We start from the raw sequence: 19,370 nt of genomic DNA, 5'->3' as shown, positions 1-19,370 counted from the left end.
GTCAGTCCAGCAACGCGAGGGCGGTGGGCGCATCCTCCGGCGAGATCGCCAGGTCCTCGAACTCGATGACGTTGTCGATCTCGACGCCCATCGACACGTTCGTGACCCACTCGAGGATGACTTCGACGACGATCGGGACCTGGTGCTCGACCATCAGCTTCTTCGCCTGCTCCAGCGCCGGCAGGATCCCATCCGGCTCGGAGACCCGCAACGCCTTGCAGCCAAGGCCTTCCACGACCTTCACGTGGTCGACGCCGTACCCGTTGACCTCGGGGCTGTTGATGTTCTCGAAGGACAGCTGCACGCAGTAGTCCATGTCGAAGTTCCGCTGCGCCTGGCGGATCAGGCCGAGGTACGAGTTGTTCACCACCACGTGGATGTACGGGATGTTGAACTGGGCCCCGACCGCCAGCTCCTCGATCAGGAACTGGAAGTCGTAGTCGCCCGACAGCGCCACCACTGTGCTGTCCGGATCCGCGACCGCGACCCCCAGCGTCGCCGGGACGGTCCAGCCGAGCGGTCCGGCCTGGCCGGCGTTGATCCAGTGCCGCGGACGGTACACGTGCAGCATCTGCGCCGCCTGGATCTGCGACAGCCCGATCGTGCTGACGTAGCGGACGTCCGGCCCGAACGCCCGGTTCATCTCCTCGTACACCCGCTGCGGCTTGATCGGCACCGCGTCGAAGTGCGTCTTCCGCTGGAGCGTGGTCTTACGCTCGCGGCACTCCGCCGCCCACGCCGTACGGTCCGGCAAGGAACCGGCCCGCTCCCGGGCCACCTCGACGAGAATCTCCAGAGCGGCCCGGGCATCCGACACGACCCCGTAGTCCGGTGCGAACACCCGCCCGATCTGCGTCGGCTCGATGTCCACGTGGATGAACTTCCGCTCGCCCCGATAGACATCCAGCCCGCCGGTGTGCCGGTTCGCCCACCGGTTGCCGATCCCCAGGACCAGGTCGGAGGCCAGCATCGTCGCGTTCCCGTACCGGTGCGAGGTCTGCAGACCGACCATGCCCGCGCTCAGAGGGTGATCGTCCGCGATCGCGCCCCAGCCCATCAGGGTCGGTACGACGGGAATCCCGGTGATCTCTGCAAATGAGACCAGCAGTTCTGCCGCGTCGGCGTTGATGATCCCGCCGCCCGCCACGATCAGCGGATGCTCGGCGTCCGCCAGCATCGACAGCACCTTCTCCGCCTGCGCCCGGGTGGCCGCGGGACGCGAGACCGGAAGCGGCTCGTACGTGTCGATGTCGAAGTCGATCTCAGTCAGCTGTACGTCGATCGGCAGGTCGATCAGCACCGGACCCGGACGTCCTTCGCGCATCACCTGGAAAGCCTTCTGGAAGGTGCCCGGGACCTGCGCGGCCTCCATCACCGTGACCGCCCATTTCGCGACCGGCTTGGCGATCGAGGAGATGTCGACAGCCTGGAAGTCCTCCTTGTGCAGCTTCGCGACCGGCGCCTGGCCGGTGATGCACAGGATCGGGATGGAGTCGGCAGAGGCGGAGTACAGCCCGGTGATCATGTCGGTGCCCGCGGGTCCCGACGTACCGATGCAGACGCCGATGTTGCCGGCCTTGGCCCGGGTGTATCCCTCGGCCATGTGCGATGCGGCCTCGACGTGACGGGCGAGCACGTGCTTGATCCCGCCGTGGGCGCGGATCGCGCTGTAGAACGGGTTGATCGCGGCGCCGGGCAGCCCGAACGCCTGCGTCGACCCTTCCTTCTCCAGGATCAGTACGGCGGCATCGACCGCGCGCATGCGGGCCATCAGACGACATCCTTTCCGGACAGCCGCTCCACGCCACGCAGCAGCGCCGAGTGGTCGAGGCCGCCATCGCCGTTCGCACGGGCCGACGCGACCAGCTGCGCCACCAGGGCACCCAGCGGTACGACGACGCCCGCCTCGCGGGCGGCCGCCGTGACAATGCCCATGTCCTTGTGGTGCAGGTCGATCCGGAACCCGGGCTCGAAGGAGCGCGACAGCATGTTCTCCTTCTTCTGGTTCAGCACGGTGGAACCGGCCAGGCCACCGCCCAGTACTTCGAGGGCTGCTTTGGTGTCGACGCCGTACGCCTCCAGGAAGACGACCGCCTCGGAGACGGCCTGGATGTTCGCGGCGACGATCAGCTGGTTCGCGGCCTTGACCGTCTGGCCGGAGCCGCTCGGGCCGACGTGGACGACGGTCTTGCCGACCACGTCGAAGAGCGGCTTGGCCTCGGCGAAGTCGTCCGCCGAGCCGCCGACCATGATCGACAGCGCCGCGTTCTTGGCCCCGGCCTCGCCACCGGAGACCGGCGCGTCGAGCAGCCGGAACCCGATGGCGCGGGCCTGCTCGGCGAGCTGCTGCGTGACGTCCGGGCGGATGCTGGAGAAGTCGATGATCAGCGCGCCGGTCTCGGCGTTCTGGAAGACGCCGTTCTCGCCTTCGAGGACGTCCTGGACGTCGGGCGAGTCCGGCACCATCACGCAGATCACGTCGGCGCCCTTGACCGCGTCACCGATCGAGGTCGCGGCCCGCCCGCCGGCGGCGATCAGTGCCTCGGCGCGCTCCGGCGTACGGTCGAGGCCGGCGACGGTGTGGCCGGCGTTGGCGAGGTGGACGGCCATCGGGTTGCCCATGATGCCGAGGCCGATGAAGGCGATGTTCGTCATAGTTGGTTCTCCTGGAAGTGCGTGGGCGAGGAAGGAAGGAACGAAGGAAGGGGAGGCGAGGGACCGGTTCAGCGGCGCTCGTACGGCAGCCAGCCGAAGCTTGCTTCTGAGGTGGTGGACGGCTTGTACTCGAGCCCGACCCAGCCGGCGTAACCGTTCGCCTCGAGGGCAGTGAGCTGGTGGTCGAGCGGGAGCGTGCCGGTGCCGGGCTCGTTGCGGCCCGGGTTGTCGGCGATCTGCACATGAGCGACCCGGTCGGTGTGCTCGGCGATCACCCGGTCGACGTCGTCGCCGTTGACCGCGAGGTGGTAGAGATCCGCGAGCAGCCTGATGTTCGGTACGTCGTACGCCGCCTGGACGCGATCGATCATGCTCAGCGCATCGGCCGCGACCTTCAACGGGTAGCGCTCCGCACCGCTGACCGGCTCGACGAGGACGCTGGCGCCGATCCGCGCGGCGGCCTTGGCGGCGAGAGCGAGGTTCTCGACGGCGACGTCGTCCTGCTCCTGCTCGCTGCTGCCGTCCACGCGGTTCCCGTACAGGGCGTTGAAGCCCTGGGTGCCGAGCCGCTCGCCGATGCCGACGGTGACGTCGATGTTGTCGCGGAACTCGCTCGACCGCTTCGGCCAGGACACCAGCCCGCGGTCGCCGCCCGGCATGTCACCGGCGAAGAAGTTCAGGCCGGTGAGCTGGACGCCGGCGTCGGTGACCGCGTTGACGAACGCGTCGACCTGCCGCTCCGGTGGGACGGCCTCGACGAACGGCCACCAGAACTCCACCGCGCTGAACCCCGCCCGCCGAGCAGCCGCCGGCCGCTCGAGCAGAGGCAACTCGGTGAAGAGCAAAGAACAGTTCACCGTGTACTTCAGCTGGTGACTCATCCCGACTCTCATTTCCGCATTGTGGAACTTAACTTCTGCTCTGTGAAATGACCATAAACTCGCTTTGGATGAGCGTCAAGGCGCTGGAGAAGCAGTCGCCGTAGATTGGATGCTTCCTACGCGTACGCGCGCGTTGTACGTTCCTCTAAAGGGGATCCCGGCCGGAGGTACGTCGTGTTGCTGGCTGAACTGCTGGACGCACCGGAGCTCGGGTTGCGGTTGATGCACTCGGCCGGCGGGACGCTGGACCGGCCGATCGGGCGGCTCGTGACGACCGACCTGCTGGAGCCGGGCCGGTACCTGAGCGGCGGCGAAGTGGTGCTGACCGGGCTGGTCTGGCGGCGGCAGGCGGCCGACAGCGAGGTGTTCGTGGCCTCGATGGCCGGCCGCGGCGCGACCACGATCCTCGCGGGGAAGGCGCAGCTCGGCGACGTGCCGGCGGATCTCCTGGAAGCGTGCCGGCGGCATGATGTGACGTTGGTCGAGGTGCCGATCGAGGTCGCGTTCGCGGATGTGACGGAGTACGTCGCGGCGGCGGGATCGGCCGAGACGGGCGCGCGGTTGTCGGCGAGCCTGGTGCGGCAGCGGCAACTGCTGTCGTCGATCGCGGCCGGGCGCAGTCTCGACGAACTCGCGGCGCGGATCTCCGCCGAGATCGGGCACGACTGCCGCGTGCTGACGCCGACCGGGCGCCACGTCGTACCGGGTCCCAGCGAGCTCGACGCCGAGACGGTCGACGCGGTGACGCGGCGCTTCCTGACCGCCGACCGGATGCCGGCCGTGGCGGTGGCGCCGAAGGAGGCCGGAGGTTCGCCGTACAGCCTGTTCCCGGTCGGATCGGGCTTCGGCAACCGGCTGACCGCGTGGGTGCTGGTCATCGACGGCGACCACACGACCTGGTCCCGCGATCATGTCGAGGCGGTGCACGAACTGAGCGCGATCGCGGCGCTGGACCGCGCCCGCCGCGACGAGGGCCGCCGCGCACTGCGCCCGTTGGTCGCCGACGCCCTGGCGCTGGTCGAGTCCGGCGCGCCACAGGCCGAGGTCGCCGCGCGGCTCCGGCAGGCGGGCGCGCACTCCGAGCGGCCGATGGTCGTCGCGGTCACCGAGCTGCGGGAGGACGGGCCCGGCGAGGTCGCACTGAGCCTGCTCGAAGACGTCGCTCTCACGGTCGGGCCTGCCGTGGTCGCCTCCGGCCGGGACGATCTGCTCGTCGCGTTCCTGCCCTTCACGCCCGAGCTTCCCGAGCAGCTTCGACGGGCCTTCGGACGCCTCGCTCCAGGTCTCAACCGGGCCCGTCTCACGGTCGGGATCAGCGGTGAGACGTCGATCGACGCGCTCGCCGGTGCGCTCGAGGAGGCCCGGTTCGCGCAGCGGGCTGCCCGGGCGGCGCGGGCGCCGGTCTCGGTGGTGACCTCGGACGAGGTCGCCTCCCACGTCCTCCTCCTCGGCACGCTGCCCGACGACGTACGGCGTACGTACAGCAACCGCGTCCTCGGCGCGGTCCTCGACCACGACCGCCGTACCCATGCCGACCTGCTCATGACGCTGCAGGCGTTCCTCGCCTGCTCGTGCTCCTGGACCCGTACGGCGGAGTACCTGCATCTGCACGTGAACACCGTTCGCTACCGGATCGAACGCGTTGAGCAACTGACCGGACGCGATCTGTCGACCCTCGAGGACCGGGTGGACGTGTTTCTCGCCTGCAAATCGCTGTAGTTGTGTGATCACACAAAACGAAGCGTTCTCCGGCCGTTCATCTTCGGAGGTTCACGGGGTGCAATCCACCGCTCGGTGAGTCGATGCTCGGGTGCAGGTCAAAACTCCCCCACAGCCAGCACCGCCCCACGCAGCCGAGGAGCGTGTCCCGATGAAGGCAGTCCTGCGACCGAGCCGTCATACCAACCGCCATCCCGTCGACCAGGTGCTGCCACCTGGGAAGCTGGCGGTGTACGGCGCTCAGCACGTACTGGCGTTCTACGCCGGGGCGGTGATCGTACCGATCCTGCTCGCCAGTGCGATCGGACTCACCACCGAGCAGCTCATCCACCTGATCAACGCCGACCTCTTCACCTGCGGCATCGCCTCGATCATCCAGTCGGTCGGCTTCTGGAAGGTCGGCGTACGGCTGCCGCTGCTGCAGGGCGTGACGTTCACCGCGGTGTCGCCGATGATCGCGATCGGCCTCGCGGCCGGCGGCGGGACCGACGGTCTGCTGGTGATCTACGGCGCCGTACTCGTCGCCGGGCTGGCCACGTTCTTCATCGCGCCGTACTTCAGCAAGCTGATCCGGTTCTTCCCGCCGGTGGTGACCGGCTCGGTGATCACGATCATCGGTCTGGCGCTGCTGCCGGTCGCGGCCGGGGACGCGGTCGGCGGCGCCGGCCCGACCGCGGCGCCGACCAGCGGCAAGAACATGGCGTACGCACTCGGCACGCTCGCGCTGATCGTCCTGATCCAGCGGGTGTTCAAGGGCTTCATGGCCACCATCGCCGTACTGATCGGCCTGGTCGTCGGGACCCTGGTGGCCTGGGCGTTCGGCGACGCGCACTTCGGCGCGGTCGGCGACGCGGCCTGGGCGGGTGTGACGACACCGTTCTACTTCGGCTGGCCGAAGTTCTCGATCGCGGCGATCATCTCGATGGTCGTGGTCATGCTGATCACCGCGGTGGAGACCACCGGTGACGTGTTCGCGACCGGTGAGATCGTCGAGAAGCGGATCGGCCGCGAGGACATCGCCCGGGCGCTGCGGGCCGACGGCCTGGCGACCACGATCGGCGGCGTCTTCAACTCGTTCCCGTACACCTGCTTCGCCGAGAACGTCGGTCTGGTCCGGCTGACCCGGATCCGCAGCCGGTGGGTGGTGGCGACCGCGGGCGCGATCATGATCCTGATCGGGCTGGTGCCGAAGGCCGGCGCGATCGTGGCCGGCGTACCGCACCCGGTGCTCGGCGGCGCGGCGCTGGCGATGTTCGCGACCGTGGCCGTGGTGGGGTTCCAGACGCTCGCGAAGGTCGACTTCCACGACCACCGCAACGTCGTCATCGTGGCGACCAGCGTCGGTCTGGCGATGTACGTGACCGCGCAGCCGCAGGTCGCGCAGGCCGTGCCGGACTGGGCCGAGATCATCTTCGGCAGCGGCATCACGCTCGGCAGCTTGACCGCGATCGTCCTGAACATCCTGTTCCACCACGTCGGCAAGAGCTTCGGCCCGGCGGTTGCAGGTCAGCCCGGCGACACGGTGCGGCTGGACCAGGTGAACGAGATGACCCGCGAGGAGTTCGTCGAGACCTTCGGCTCCCTGTTTCAGGGTCCCCGCTGGGCCGTCGAGCGGGCCTGGGAGATGCGGCCGTACGCCGACACTCACGCACTCCGGCGCTCGTTCCAGGAGGCGTTGTTCTCCGGTTCCCGCGAGGAGCAGCTCGAACTGATCCAGGCGTACCCGCGGCTCGGATCGCAGTTCGTCGCCGACGGTCTCAGCGGCGAGGCCTCGCTGCGCGACCAGTCGGACAAGGGCCTCACGTTCCTCGGCGACCCGGAGCGGGACGAGCTGACCGCGATCACCTCGGCGTACGAGGAGCGTTTCGGCTTCCCGCTGGTGATCTCGGTGCGCGACGCCGAGTCGTACGAGCGGATCGTCGAGCAAGGTCGCGAGCGGCTCGGGAACTGCGAGAACCAGGAGCACGCCGCCGCGCTGCTCGAGATCGCGAAGATCGCTGGGTACCGGTTCGACGACTTCGTCTCCGAGGCCAACCCGATCCACAGTGCACGCACCCGATGGAGCACGAATCGATGACTACACAAGCCCTCCGCGCCCCTGCCTTGACCGTCAACGGTGAGGTCACCCCTCTCGGCGACATCTCCGTGCACACCACCGTGCTGGACTGGCTGCGGGACCGCGGCCTGACCGGCGCCAAGGAGGGGTGTGCGGAAGGCGAGTGTGGTGCCTGCTCGGTGATGGTCGCCCGGCCGGGCACCGACTCGCAGACCGAGTGGACCGCGGTCAACGCGTGCCTGCTGCCGGTCGCGTCGCTGGACGGTCAGGAGGTGGTCACGTCGGAGGGCCTGGGTTCTCCGGCTGAGCTGCACCCGGTCCAGCAGGAGATGGCGGTGCGCGGTGGCTCGCAGTGCGGGTACTGCACGCCAGGCTTCATCTGCAGTATGGCGGCGGAGTACTACCGGCCGGGACGTGCTTGTGGCGAGGGCGATCACGAACACGGGCCGAACGGGTTCGACCTGCACTCGTTGAGCGGGAATCTGTGCCGCTGCACGGGCTACCGGCCGATCCGCGACGCGGCGTACGCGCTCGATGCCCCCGCCGAGAACGACACGTTCGCCGCCCGCCGGGACGCGGCCCCGCCCGCTCCTGTCGCGACGGGGATCGTGTCCACCGAGGGTGAGTTCGTTCGGCCCGCTTCGCTTGACGGAGTGCTGGAGTTGATCGCGGAGCGACCGGACGCGCAGCTCGTGGCCGGGTCGACCGACCTCGGTGTGCAGGTGAACATCTTCGGCTCTCGCCCGTCGCTGACGATCGCGATCGACCGCCTGGAGGAGCTGCGCGAGTTCAGCTTCGGCGGTGACGAGGTCCGGTTGGGTGCGGCTTTGACGCTGACCGAGATCGAGCGGCGGCTCGCGGGGCGGGTCCCGTTGCTCGTTCAGCTGATGCCCCAGTTCGCCTCGCGGCTGATCCGCAACGGCGCGACGATCGGCGGGAACCTCGGCACCGGCTCACCGATCGGCGACACGCCGCCGGCGCTGCTCGCGCTCGACGCCTCGCTCGTCCTCGCGTCCCGCCGGGGCGAGCGCGTCGTCCCGCTGGCGGAGTACTTCACCGGTTACCGAGAGACTCTCAAAGAGCCCGACGAACTGATCCGGACGATCGTGATCCCGTTGCCGTTGGCACCGATGGCCGCGTTCCACAAGATCGCCAAGCGGCGCTTCGACGACATCTCGAGCGTCGCGATCGGGTACGCCGTCGACGTGACGGACGGTGTCGTCCGCGAGGCCCGCATCGGGCTCGGCGGCGTCGCGGCGACCCCGTTGCGCGCGTACGAGACCGAGGCCGCGTTGGTCGGTCGCCCGTGGACCGAGGAGACCGTGCGGATCGCGGCGGGCGTGATGGCCGCGGAGGGTACGCCGATGGACGATCACCGCGCCAGTTCGTCGTACCGCTCGGCGATGCTCGGCCAGTCGTTACTGCGCTTCTATTTTCAGGAGGTCGGCGCATGAGCTCCTTGTCTGAACGGCCTGCTGCAGCTGTTGTCGGCGTACCGATGCCGCATGAGAGCGCCGCGCTGCACGTGACCGGGGCCGCCTTGTACACAGACGACCTGGTGATGCGCACCCGCGACGTACTGCACGCTTGGCCGGTGCAGTCGCCGCACGCCCATGCGCGCGTGACCGCGCTTCGGGTGAAGCCGGCGTACGACGTGCCCGGTGTGGTGCGCGTGTTGACGGCGGACGACGTACCGGGGGTGAACGACGCCGGCGTGAAGCACGACGAGCCGTTGTTCCCAGGTGAGGTGATGTTCAACGGGCATGCGGTGTGCTGGGTGCTCGGGGAGACGCTGGAGGCCGCGCGGCTCGGGTCGTTGGCGGTCGAGGTCGAGTACGAGCCGCTGCCGTCGTTGGTGAGCGTGCGCGAGGCGATCGAGGCGGGGAGCTTCCAGGGCATCGGGCGGCACCTGGAGCGTGGCGATGTCGAGGCTGCCCTGGCGAACGCGGAACACGTGTTCCGTGGCGAGTTCGAGTTCGCTGGGCAGGAGCACTTCTATCTCGAGACGCATGCGGCGTTGGCGCTGGTGGACGAGTACGGGCAGATCTTCGTGCAGTCGAGCACGCAGCACCCGTCGGAGACGCAGGAGATCGTTGCGCATGTGCTGGGGCTGGCCAGTCACTCGGTGACGGTGCAGTGCCTGCGGATGGGCGGTGGGTTCGGCGGCAAGGAGATGCAGCCGCACGGGTTCGCCGCGATCGCCGCGCTGGGTGCGACGCTGACCGGGCGGCCGGTGCGGTTGCGGTTGAACCGCACACAGGACATGACGATGTCGGGGAAGCGGCACGGGTTCCACAGCTCGTGGACCGTCGGGTTCGGGGCCGATGGCAAACTTGTTGCTTTGGACGCGACGTTGACGGCCGACGGCGGGTGGAGCCTCGACCTGTCGGAGCCGGTGCTGGCGCGGGCGATGTGCCACATCGACAACGCGTACGAGATTCCGCATGTGCGCGTGGACGGGCGGATCGCGCAGACGAACAAGACGTCGCAGACCGCGTTCCGCGGGTTCGGCGGGCCGCAGGGGATGCTCGTGATCGAGGACATCCTCGGACGGTGCGCCCCGCTGCTCGGGTACGACGCGTTGGAGCTGCGTCGGCGGAACTTCTACCAGGTGGGCGACTCCACGCCGTACGGACAACCGGTGCGGCACGCGGATCGGCTGGAGTCGTGCTGGAGTCAGGTGCTTGCTGCTGGGGACGTTGCCTTGCGGCAGGCTGAGATCGCTGCGTTCAACGCCGCGCATGAGCATGTGAAGCGCGGGCTGGCGATGACACCGGTGAAGTTCGGGATCTCGTTCAACCTGACCGCGTTCAACCAGGCCGGGGCACTCGTGCACGTCTACAAAGACGGCTCGGTGCTGATCAACCACGGCGGCACCGAGATGGGGCAGGGCCTGCACACGAAGATGCTGCAGGTGGCGGCGACCACGCTGGGCTTGCCGTTGGAGCGGGTACGGCTGGCGCCGACGCGGACCGACAAGGTGCCGAACACGTCGGCGACCGCGGCGTCCTCGGGTGCTGATCTCAACGGCGCGGCGATCAAGAACGCGTGCGAGCAGATCCGGGAACGGCTGGCTCAGGTCGCCGGTGGGCGGCTCGGGATCAGCCCGTCGGACGTGCGCTTCGTGGACGGCGTCGTACGTGGGCTGTCCGGGGACGGCGTGGACTGGAACGAACTGGTGAATCTCGCCTATCACCAGCGGGTGCAGCTCTGGGCGGCCGGGTTCTACCGGACCGAGGGCCTGCACTGGGACGCCAACGCAATGCGGGGCGAGCCTTTCAAGTACTTCGCGTACGGCGTTGCGGCGTCCGAGGTCGAGGTCGACGGGTTCACCGGCTCGTACACCCTGCGCCGCGTGGACATCGTTCACGACGTCGGGGACAGCCTCAGCCCGTTGATCGACATCGGCCAGATCGAGGGCGGCTTCGTGCAGGGCGCTGGGTGGTTGACGCTCGAGGATCTTCGTTGGGACGAGAGTTCGGGCGACCGTCGCGGTCGTTTGTCCACTCAGGCGGCGAGCACGTACAAGTTGCCGAGCTTCTCCGAGATGCCTGAAGTCTTCAACGTCACGCTGCTGGAGAAGGCCCACGAGGACGGTGCCGTCTACGGCTCCAAGGCCGTCGGCGAACCGCCACTCATGCTGGCGTTCTCCGTCCGGGAAGCACTGCGACACGCAGCCGCCGCCTTCGGCCCCCCAGGCACCAGCGTCAACCTCCCGTCACCCGCCACCCCCGAGGCCGTCTACTGGGCGATCGATAGAGCTCGGGGAGGTGTCTCGTGGAGTGGGTAAAGGCGGTTCAGCGGTTGCGATCGGCCCGCCGTCCTGGGGTTCTCGTCACCGTGATGTCCGTTCGTGGGCATGCGCCTCGGGAAGCCGGGGCGAAGATGGTTGTTGCCGCTGACAACGTCTCGGGAACCGTCGGCGGCGGGAACCTGGAGGCACTGGCCGTCGAGCGTTCGCGGGCGATGATCGCCGAGGACGTGACCACGCCTGAGGTGTTGACGGCGGCGTTGTCCGACAAAGCGCCGTACCAGCATGGCGTTCAGTGTTGTGGTGGTGAGGTGAAGCTGTTGCTGGAACCGTTGCCTGTCGTGCCTTCGGTGGCGATCTTCGGGGTCGGGCATGTGGGGCTGGAGCTGGCACGGGTACTCGCGCGGCACGATCTCGAGCTGCATCTGATCGACTCGCGGGCCGACCAGCTGACGGATGATCGGCTAGCAGTGCTGGATGACGCGGTCGCGCACGTCCATGTGCACAACGTGCCGGTGCTGCCGGAGCTGGTCGTCGGCGAGCTGCCGCCCGGTACGCATGTTCTGATCATGACGCACGATCACGCGGAGGATGCGGCACTCTGTGACGCCGCGATTCGCAACGAGGAGCTGGCGACCGTCGGGTTGATCGGCTCCAGTGCGAAGTGGACGCGGTTCCAGCGCAAGCTCGCTGAGGACGGCAACTCCGCCGAGGCGATCGCTCGCATCACCACGCCGATCGGTCTGTCCGATCTCCCCGGCAAGGAGCCGGCCGTGATCGCGGTGAGCGTCGCGGCCTGGCTCCTGCAGCAGTTCGTCGCCGAGCGGCATCCCGCGTCGGCCCATTCTGCCGAGCGTCGCCCCACGCCGGCTCAGCGTGAGGCAAAGGCATGACTCTTTATCGTGGCACGTTCATCGACACGCCGGAGAACCCGTTCGACGGCGGCGGCCTGCGGGTCGACAGCGACGCGGGGCTGCTGGTCGAGGACGGGATGATCGTTGCCCGCGGCCCGTTCGTGGAGATCCGCCAGGCGCATCCCGCCGAGCAGGTCGTGGATCTGCGCGACGGCGTCGTACTGCCCGGATTCGTCGACACCCACGTGCACTTCCCGCAGATCCGCGCCGTCGGCGGCCTCGGACTGCCGCTGCTCGAATGGCTCGACCGGTACGCGCTCCCCGAGGAGGCGCGGATGGCCGACGTCGACTACGCGTCAGGCGTCGCCAACGAGTTCGTCCGCGGGCTGGCGGCCGCTGGTACGACGTCGGCGCTCGTCTTCGGCGCGCACTACGCGGACGCGGTCGACACGCTGTTCGACGCCGCGTCCAAGGTCGGGCTGCGGGTGACGAGCGGTCTGGTGCTGAGCGATCGGCTGCTCCGACCGGAGCTGCTCACCACCCCGGTCCGCGCGTACGCCGAGTCGCTCGCCCTCGCGAACCGCTGGCACGGCGTCGGACGCAACCGGTACGCCGTGACACCGCGCTTCTCGCTCTCCTGCACGGACGAGCTGCTCGCGACCTGCCATGACCTGATGGAAGCGATCCCCGGCGCGCTGTTCACGTCGCACGTGAACGAGAACGAGGCCGAGATCGCAAGCGTCGCCGACCTGTTCGGGGGCTGCGACTACGTGACGACGTACGACAGGCATGGCCTGGTGGACCGGCGTACCGTGCTCGCCCACAACGTGCACCCCACGGACGTCGAGCTCAAGATGCTGGCTGTTAGCGGCGCCACCGTTGCGCACTGCCCGACGAGCAACGCGGCGCTCGGGAGCGGGCTGTTCCCGCTGACGCGGCACCTGCAGTACGGCGTACGTGTGGCGCTTGGATCGGATGTCGGCGCGGGCACCGGCTTCTCGCTCCTGAAGGAAGGGCTCCAGGCGTACTTCTGCCAGCAACTCCAAGGCGACCAGGGCCGCCCGCTCTCCGCAGCCCACCTGCTCTACCTCGCTACCACCGCCGGCGCCGAGGCCCTGGACCTGCCCCAGGTCGGCCACCTCTCCGTAGGCCACCACTTCGACGCCCAACTCCTCCGCCCCGCCGAAGGCTCTCCCCTCGCAGTAGCGATCACCCACGCAGAAGACACCGAAGAAGCCCTAGCCCGAATCTTCACCCTAGGCACCCCCGCCGACGTCCAAGCCGTCTGGATCAACGGCGACCTCCTCCACTGATCACCCCCCACGGGGACTGGGAACCAGCAATTGCCTATTCCCAGTCCCCGCGGCATATGCCGACAACGCCTGCCTGAGGCGCGCGGCGGTTTTGTGTGGGTGGTCCAGGTCGGCCCAGTTGACGCGGACCACGCCGTACCCGCGCTCACGGAGGCGGTCCTCGCGGTACTTCTCCGCCAGTACGGCGTCTGCATTGTCGCCGTACTTCATCGCGCCGTCGAACTCGACCACCAGCACGCCCGCGAGCAGGAAGTCGACCCGCCCGATCAGCCGGCCGTCCGCGTCCCAGATCTCCACCTGCAACTCTGGTTCGGGTAGACCGTGGTTTGTCATCAGGACGCGGAGCCGCGACTCGCCGACCGACTCACTCCGCCCGTCCGCAAACAGCGCGGCCGCCTGCGCAGCCGGCACCCCACGCCAGTGCCGATGCCGCCGTACCGCATCAACCAACTGGTCACGCGTCGTCAGCGGCTCGCGGAGGGCCGCGTCGGCCAGTACGACGCCGACCTCGTACGACGTCGTACAGGCGGTCTCCACGATCCCCCGCTCGACGCTCGTGACCTTCAGGCCGCCCAACTCGACGATCTCGTCGGTGGACGTCGTACCGCGATGCACCCGAACCCCTCGCCCGGTGCGAACCCCACCGGACGCCACGCGCGTGAAGTGTGCCCTCGACAGATCGGTCCCCCACACGGGCAACCCGTGGAGCATGGCAGCGGACTGATGACTCACGACAACGCCGCGGAGGCGCTCACTCGCCATCCGCACGTTCAGTAGGTGAAGCCTCGTCGCGTGCTCCCACGGAGGTTCGTCGGAGGGCCAGGCACGCGGGTCGACGTACGAGTTGAAGCTCAACCGGAGCCACTGCCCGCTGCGCACGCGTTGCCGGAGCTCGCTGTCGCTGTAGCCGGCGGCGAGCGCGTCCGGGCGCGTGAACCACCCGCCCCGCCCGGCGGCGATCACTTCCAATCTCCTGTTCATGCCCAAGAAGGTGCACGTCTGACACGACCCGCGGACCGGCGATCGTGCAACTGTGGATAACCCCCGGGGACTGGGAACAGGCTATTGCTAGTTCCCAGTCCCCGGCGGGGGTTACGAGTCAGCCGACGAGGGCGGCTTGGGTGCGGGCTACCTCGGTGGCGAGGGTTGTCTCGTCGGCGGTTTGGAGTACGTCGTGTTGTACGACGGGGCGGCCGTTGGCCAGGAGGAGGGTCAGGGGTGGGGGTGTGGAGAGGGTGAGGGCCGCGATCGGGTCGGGGATGCCGGCGTGCGGGAGGGTGGTGAGGTTCCACACGGCCAGGTCGGCTTGTTTGCCGGGTTCGATCGAGCCGATGTCGTTGGAGCGGCCCAGGATGCGGGCGCCGTCCAGGGTCGCCATCTCCAGGGCGGCGCGGACGGTCAGGGCTTGCGGGCCGCCGCGGGCGCGGGCGAAGAGCAGGGCGTGGCGGAGTTCCTCGACCAGGCTCCCGGATTCGTTGCTCGCGGCACCGTCCACGCCCAGGCCGACCGGAGAACCGGCAGCCCGGAGGTCCGCCGTACGGGCGATGCCGGCGCCGAGGCGGGCGTTCGAGCTGGGGCAGTGGGCGACGCCGGTGCCGGTGCTGCCCAGGTGCTTGATCTCCGCGTCGTCGAAGTGGATCCCGTGTGCGAACCACACGTCCGGACCGGTCCATCCGAGGCGGTCGGCGTACTCGAGAGGTGTGCAGTTGAACGTCTCCCGGCACCAGTCCGTCTCGTCCGTGGTCTCGGCGAGATGAGTGTGCATCCGCACTCCGCGCCGTCGCGCGAGCTCCGCGGACTCGCGCATCAGTTCGCCGCTCACGCTGAACGGCGAGCACGGCGCGACCACGATCTGCAGCATCGAATCGGGGGCCGGATCGTGCCAGCGGTCGATCGCGGCCTCGGTCGCGGCGAGGATCTCGTCGCGGTTCTCGACGACGGAGTCCGGCGGCAATCCGCCGTCCTTCTGACCGCGGTCCATCGACCCACGGGCCGGATGGAACCGCAGCCCGATCTCACCCGCCGCGGCGATCTCCGCAGCGAGCAGGTCGCCACCGTCACGCGGGAAGACATAGTGGTGATCGGCAACAGTCGTGCATCCGGTGCGCGCGAGTTGGGCGAGCGCCGCTCGCGCCGCGACGTACACCGTCTCCTCGGAGATCCGCGCCCACACCGGGTACAGCGTCGTCAGCCACTCGAAGAGGGTCGCGTCCGCGGCGAGCCCGCGCGTGACCCATTGGTACAGGTGCTGGTGCGTGTTCACGAACCCCGGCGTGACCAGGCAGCCGCCACCGTCAACCACGCGGCCATCGTCGTACGTCGGTGCCGATCCCGGACCGACCGCGGCGATACGGTTGCCCTCGACAACCACATGCCCGACGAACTCACGCCGGGCCGGATCGAGGGTCGCCACGTAGGCACCCTCGATCACGATCCTGCTCAACAGAATCCCGGCGTGGCATGCCACGCGCTGCCGGCGTCGCTCGCGTCGTCGCGCGTCACGGTCGCCTCGATCAGGCCGTACGGGCGATCGGCGGCGATGAAGACCTCACCGGGGTTCTCGACACCGAACGGCGACAGGTCGACCAGGAAGTGGTGCTTGTTCGGCGCCGAGAACTTGATCTCGGCGACTTCCGGGTGCTGCTCGAGCACCGCCTCGCCCATGCCGTACAACGTCTGCTGCAACGCAAGACTGTGGATCGTGGCGAATCGCGAGAGCAGCAGTCCCTTGATCTCGTCGTACGACTTGTCCCAGTCGACCTCGGTGTGGTCGTAGCGCCACCGCGCGACCAGCGACGTCGCCAGGATCCGGTCGTTCGTCTCCGGCAGCGTCGTGTACTCGTCCTTCAGGAACCCGTGGAACTCCGACCCGGTCGACTTCAGTACGACGAGGTCGCTGATCCCCGACACGACGTAAGTCTTCCGCTCCGCGCCGCGGCCCTCCACGTTGACGACCGTGTTCCGCACACCGCCGCCGGTCCGGACGAACGAGTGGTCGTGCCCCTGGCCGTCGACCTGGATCCGCTCCCAGGCGTACTCCTCGACCTCGACCCGGGCGCCCTGCGCGGCCGGCGACGCGTCCAGGAAATGCGCGCCGAGCGTCAGCGCGTAGTCCTCGATCGCCCCGACGCCCTTCTCCTTGGCGAAGGCGAACGCGGTGTTCTTCTGTGTGTCGGTCGGCAGTACGTCGGACTGGTCGCCGGTCGTGTGCGCGTCCTCGAAGTTGCCGCGCAACGCGGTCGACACGTTCAGGTCGCGGATCTGGTGGTGGGGCGTGTCGCGGTAGATGCGGACGACGCGGTTCTCGGCTTTGCCGTACTGGTTGGCTCCCAGGTGGATGGCCATCTGAGGTCAGCTCCCTCGGTAGGTGGAAAACGCGAACGGGCTGAGCAGCAACGGGACGTGGTAGTGCCGCTCGTCGGCGACCGTGAAGGTCACGGAGACCTCGGGAAAGAAGATGTCCTGACCGGTGGATTCCGCGTACGCCGCGACGTCGAACCAGAGCCGGTACGTTCCGTGCTCCAACGCCGGCGCGAGCTCCCCGATCCGCCCGTCGTCGTCCGTCGTACCGGTGGCTTCGAGCACGTCACCCCGGTAGAGCCGGACCTGGACGTTCCGCGCCGGTCGCCCCAGCGCGGTGTCGAGAATGTGCGTGGACAGAGAACTCATGCCACCACCTTGCTGAGCCGGAGCAGCGCGATCTTGCGCAGCTCTTCGTGTACGACGGTTGCCTCGGTCGCGTCGTCGTGCGTGAGACGGGTCCGCAGACTGTCCAGCATCTGCGCTGCCGACAACCCGGTGGCGCAGATCAGGAACACCCGGCCGAACCGCTCCTCGTACTGACGGTTGCCGTCGGCAAGCTCCTGCCGGACGCCGGCGTCGGCACCGACACCGGACTGCTCGTTCCGCGACCAGGCGGCCTCGGTGCTCGCGCCCTGCGGCCGGTCACCGATCCGCGGATGCGCCTGCAGTGCGCGATCGACCTCGTTGTCGTCGAGCTCCCGCAGCGACTGGTCGGCGACCGCGGTCAGCGCCGCGAGATCGCCGTACGGCCGCTTGGCCAGGATCGCGTCGACCCAGCGGGGCACGTCGCAGCAGGCCGCCAGGGCCGGCCGCAGCCGGTCGGTCGGAGCGGAGTTGAACTCCTCCAGGTCCACGGATCACACCTTCTCGAATCCCGAAATCGACTTTCCGTATGACGAGAGTGGCAGCTGCCGCGCCCGCCGTCAACAGTTTGTTGAAATCAGCGGGCGCGGTTCAGGTAGTTGTAGACGGTGAAGCGCGTGACGCCGAGCGCCTCGGCGACGATCTCGGCCGACTTGCGGTACTCGAAGGCTCCGCGCGCCTCCAGCAGCAGGACGGCTTGCTGCTTGTCGTGCCGCGACAGGTCGCGCAACGGACCACCCAACTCCTCGGCGACACCGGCCAGCAGACTCTGCACGCCACCCTCTGGCTTTTCAGGCGCTTTTGCAGGGGATAGGCGTACGGCGACCACAGGCTTGCCGTCCCACTCGAGCGTCACGTCGTCCGCGCGGGCCTCCGCCGCGTCGACGAGTTGTGCGTCCAGCCGCTCGACGAGCGGGGCGATCGCCTGCACCAGCGGGTGCTGTTCAGGCATCGCGCCGTACCTGCAACGTCACCTGGCTCGCGCCGCCGGCGAACGCCGCCTCGAGCACCTTCGGGAGCGCCGGCAGCAGGAGATGCTGCTCGCCGCTGACCTGCGTACCGAGCGGGCCGAACTCGCAGTCGAGCCCGGCCGCCTGCGCCGCCAGCAACGCCTCCGTGGCGTGCGCGGGCGGCGCCCCCTCCACATCGAAGGGTTCCGTGGTGAACTCCGCAACCAGTCGCATGCCGCGAGGCTAACTCTCCGGGACTGGTCGACGCGCCAGCCTGGCGAGCTCGTTGTCGTCGAACTCCGATGTCTCGATCGCGCCGCACTCGATGCCACGCAGCACGAAACCGGCGAGAGCGGCGGCCGTTGCGGGCTCGTCGAGGTACCCGGACTCGCCCTCACCGAGGTACGCGCGCAGGCGTCGGGCGGCCTGGTCGAAGCCTTCCCGGTAGAACAGGTACGTCGCCGCGAAGCGGGTCGGGAGCTGGGCGGGGTGCATGTCCCAGCCCTGGTAGATGCCGCGTGCGAGCGAACGACGTACCAGTCGGAAATGCAGGCGCCAGGCATCGTGGACCGCGTCGCCGACCGGGAGAACGTTGGTCGATCCATCGGATACGAACACGCCGGTGCCGGCCGCGGCCAGCTGCATGACGTCCTTGGCGTGGTCGGCGACCGGATGCTCCATGCTCTGGTACGCCGCCGCGACACCGAGCGAGGCGGAGTAGTCGTAGGTGCCGTAGTGCAGACCGGTGACACGCTCGCCGCCGGCCTTGACCATCCGGGCGATCAGCGCGGTGCCGTCCGCGCCGAGGATCGCCTGCGGGGTCTCGACCTGGATCTCGAACCTCAGCTGCGGTACGCCGTACTGGCGCTCGAGCGTCTCCAGCACGAGCACCATCGCCTCGACCTGCTCGACCGACGTCACCTTCGGGAGCGTGATGACGAAGCCGTCGTCGATCGCGCCCAGGTGCTTGAGGAAGAGGCCGAGAGTCCGCACACTGCGACGCCTGGTCGGCGCTTCCAGCGACTTGATCCGCAGACCTCGGTACGGCGTCTGCTTGTTGGTCGCAAGCACCTGGGCGGCCGCGATCGCCGCGGCGTCCTCCTCGTCGTCCGGCCGGTTGCCGTAGCCGTCCTCGACGTCGATACGGAGGTCCTCGATCGGCTCGCGCTCGAGTTTGGCTCGCACGCGGTCGTACACGTCGCCCGCGAGGTCGTCCGGCAGATCCAGCACCTTCGCGAGCTCCTCGGCGGATCCGCCGTACTCGTCGAGGGCCGCGCGCGCCTGCGCACCCCAGTCCTCCACCGTGCGTACGTCGTACCGATCGGCCGGAACGTACACCGTATGGACCGGCTGCCGGACCCCGCGATCGCCGCGATAGTCCGCGGTCAGCGCCGCGTCCGCGGCCGCCAGCCGCCGGTCAAGCTCGGTCACCAGATCATCCAGGCTCACTGCAGCCTCCTTTTCCGTATTGTGGAGACTAATATCTACTTTGCGGAAGACACAACCATTCGAGCTTCCGAGATCT

17 protein-coding genes are annotated in these 19,370 nt (G+C 68.7%); 6 read left to right on the top strand and 11 right to left on the bottom strand.

The genetic code is table 11. From position 1 onward, the window contains the following. Position 1 precedes the first annotated feature (1 nt). The 3 genes from gcl to EV647_RS11840 all read right to left on the bottom strand — a co-directional run bounded on the left by gcl (position 2) and on the right by EV647_RS11840 (position 3,548). Positions 2-1,771 carry a glyoxylate carboligase gene (gene gcl, locus EV647_RS11850; RefSeq protein WP_134002110.1) on the bottom strand — a complete coding sequence of 590 codons (1,770 nt, stop codon included), beginning with the start codon at positions 1,769-1,771 and terminating at the stop codon, positions 2-4. Further along, a complete protein-coding gene (locus EV647_RS11845) occupies positions 1,771-2,655 on the bottom strand; it encodes a 2-hydroxy-3-oxopropionate reductase (RefSeq protein ID WP_134002108.1) in 885 nt (294 codons plus the stop codon). The genes gcl and EV647_RS11845 overlap by 1 nt, the downstream gene beginning before the upstream one ends. Positions 2,656-2,723: 68 nt before the next feature. Continuing rightward, positions 2,724-3,548 (bottom strand): hydroxypyruvate isomerase family protein, encoded by an 825-nt coding sequence (locus EV647_RS11840; protein WP_238177160.1) that lies wholly within the window; start codon positions 3,546-3,548, stop codon positions 2,724-2,726. A 162-nt stretch (positions 3,549-3,710) separates the two neighbouring features. Here EV647_RS11840 and EV647_RS11835 point away from each other — a divergent pair, with 162 nt between their 5' ends. The 6 genes from EV647_RS11835 (at position 3,711) to guaD (ending at position 13,229) form a co-directional block, all read left to right on the top strand. Continuing rightward, complete coding sequence (locus EV647_RS11835; RefSeq protein WP_134002106.1) at positions 3,711-5,255, top strand: helix-turn-helix domain-containing protein; 1,545 nt, start codon at positions 3,711-3,713, stop codon at positions 5,253-5,255. Between the two features lie 151 nt (positions 5,256-5,406). Further along, entirely contained in the window at positions 5,407-7,332 is a 1,926-nt protein-coding gene (gene uraD / locus EV647_RS11830) for a 2-oxo-4-hydroxy-4-carboxy-5-ureidoimidazoline decarboxylase (protein WP_134002104.1), read from the top strand. Next, entirely contained in the window at positions 7,329-8,765 is a 1,437-nt protein-coding gene (locus EV647_RS11825; protein ID WP_134002102.1) for a xanthine dehydrogenase small subunit, read from the top strand. The genes uraD (EV647_RS11830) and EV647_RS11825 overlap by 4 nt, the downstream gene beginning before the upstream one ends. After that, positions 8,762-11,101 carry a xanthine dehydrogenase molybdopterin binding subunit gene (gene xdhB, locus EV647_RS11820; protein ID WP_134002100.1) on the top strand — a complete coding sequence of 780 codons (2,340 nt, stop codon included), beginning with the start codon at positions 8,762-8,764 and terminating at the stop codon, positions 11,099-11,101. Before EV647_RS11825 ends, xdhB begins: the two co-directional genes overlap by 4 nt. Next, positions 11,089-11,955: a xanthine dehydrogenase accessory protein XdhC gene (gene xdhC / locus EV647_RS11815; RefSeq protein WP_134002098.1), complete on the top strand. Its 867-nt coding sequence runs from the start codon at positions 11,089-11,091 to the stop codon at positions 11,953-11,955. The genes xdhB and xdhC overlap by 13 nt, the downstream gene beginning before the upstream one ends. After that, a complete protein-coding gene (guaD, locus tag EV647_RS11810) occupies positions 11,952-13,229 on the top strand; it encodes a guanine deaminase (protein WP_134002096.1) in 1,278 nt (425 codons plus the stop codon). Before xdhC ends, guaD begins: the two co-directional genes overlap by 4 nt. Here the strand turns inward: guaD and EV647_RS11805 are convergent, their stop codons facing one another. The 8 genes from EV647_RS11805 to EV647_RS11770 form a co-directional block, all read right to left on the bottom strand. Next, positions 13,230-14,210: a type IV toxin-antitoxin system AbiEi family antitoxin domain-containing protein gene (locus EV647_RS11805; RefSeq protein ID WP_134002094.1), complete on the bottom strand. Its 981-nt coding sequence runs from the start codon at positions 14,208-14,210 to the stop codon at positions 13,230-13,232. 118 nt (positions 14,211-14,328) lie between these two features. Beyond that, on the bottom strand, positions 14,329-15,672 hold the full coding sequence (locus EV647_RS11800; protein ID WP_202876144.1) for an 8-oxoguanine deaminase: 1,344 nt from the start codon (positions 15,670-15,672) through the stop codon (positions 14,329-14,331). After that, complete coding sequence (gene pucL / locus EV647_RS11795; protein WP_134002092.1) at positions 15,669-16,574, bottom strand: factor-independent urate hydroxylase; 906 nt, start codon at positions 16,572-16,574, stop codon at positions 15,669-15,671. Before pucL ends, EV647_RS11800 begins: the two co-directional genes overlap by 4 nt. Positions 16,575-16,580: 6 nt before the next feature. Continuing rightward, complete coding sequence (gene uraH / locus EV647_RS11790) at positions 16,581-16,898, bottom strand: hydroxyisourate hydrolase (RefSeq protein WP_134002091.1); 318 nt, start codon at positions 16,896-16,898, stop codon at positions 16,581-16,583. Then, positions 16,895-17,386 carry a 2-oxo-4-hydroxy-4-carboxy-5-ureidoimidazoline decarboxylase gene (uraD, locus tag EV647_RS11785; protein WP_134002089.1) on the bottom strand — a complete coding sequence of 164 codons (492 nt, stop codon included), beginning with the start codon at positions 17,384-17,386 and terminating at the stop codon, positions 16,895-16,897. Before uraD (EV647_RS11785) ends, uraH begins: the two co-directional genes overlap by 4 nt. Before the next feature lie 86 nt (positions 17,387-17,472). After that, on the bottom strand, positions 17,473-17,847 hold the full coding sequence (locus tag EV647_RS11780) for a helix-turn-helix domain-containing protein (protein ID WP_134002087.1): 375 nt from the start codon (positions 17,845-17,847) through the stop codon (positions 17,473-17,475). Further along, positions 17,840-18,079 (bottom strand): hypothetical protein, encoded by a 240-nt coding sequence (locus tag EV647_RS11775; protein WP_134002085.1) that lies wholly within the window; start codon positions 18,077-18,079, stop codon positions 17,840-17,842. Before EV647_RS11775 ends, EV647_RS11780 begins: the two co-directional genes overlap by 8 nt. Before the next feature lie 9 nt (positions 18,080-18,088). Further along, complete coding sequence (locus EV647_RS11770; protein WP_134002083.1) at positions 18,089-19,294, bottom strand: aldolase/citrate lyase family protein; 1,206 nt, start codon at positions 19,292-19,294, stop codon at positions 18,089-18,091. Positions 19,295-19,370 lie beyond the last annotated feature (76 nt).

The sequence above is a fragment of the Kribbella sp. VKM Ac-2566 genome (genome assembly GCF_004366005.1).
Lineage (GTDB): Bacteria > Actinomycetota > Actinomycetes > Propionibacteriales > Kribbellaceae > Kribbella > Kribbella pratensis.
Note: the sequence above shows the minus strand (reverse complement) of the source record. Positions and strands in the feature narration are given on the sequence as shown.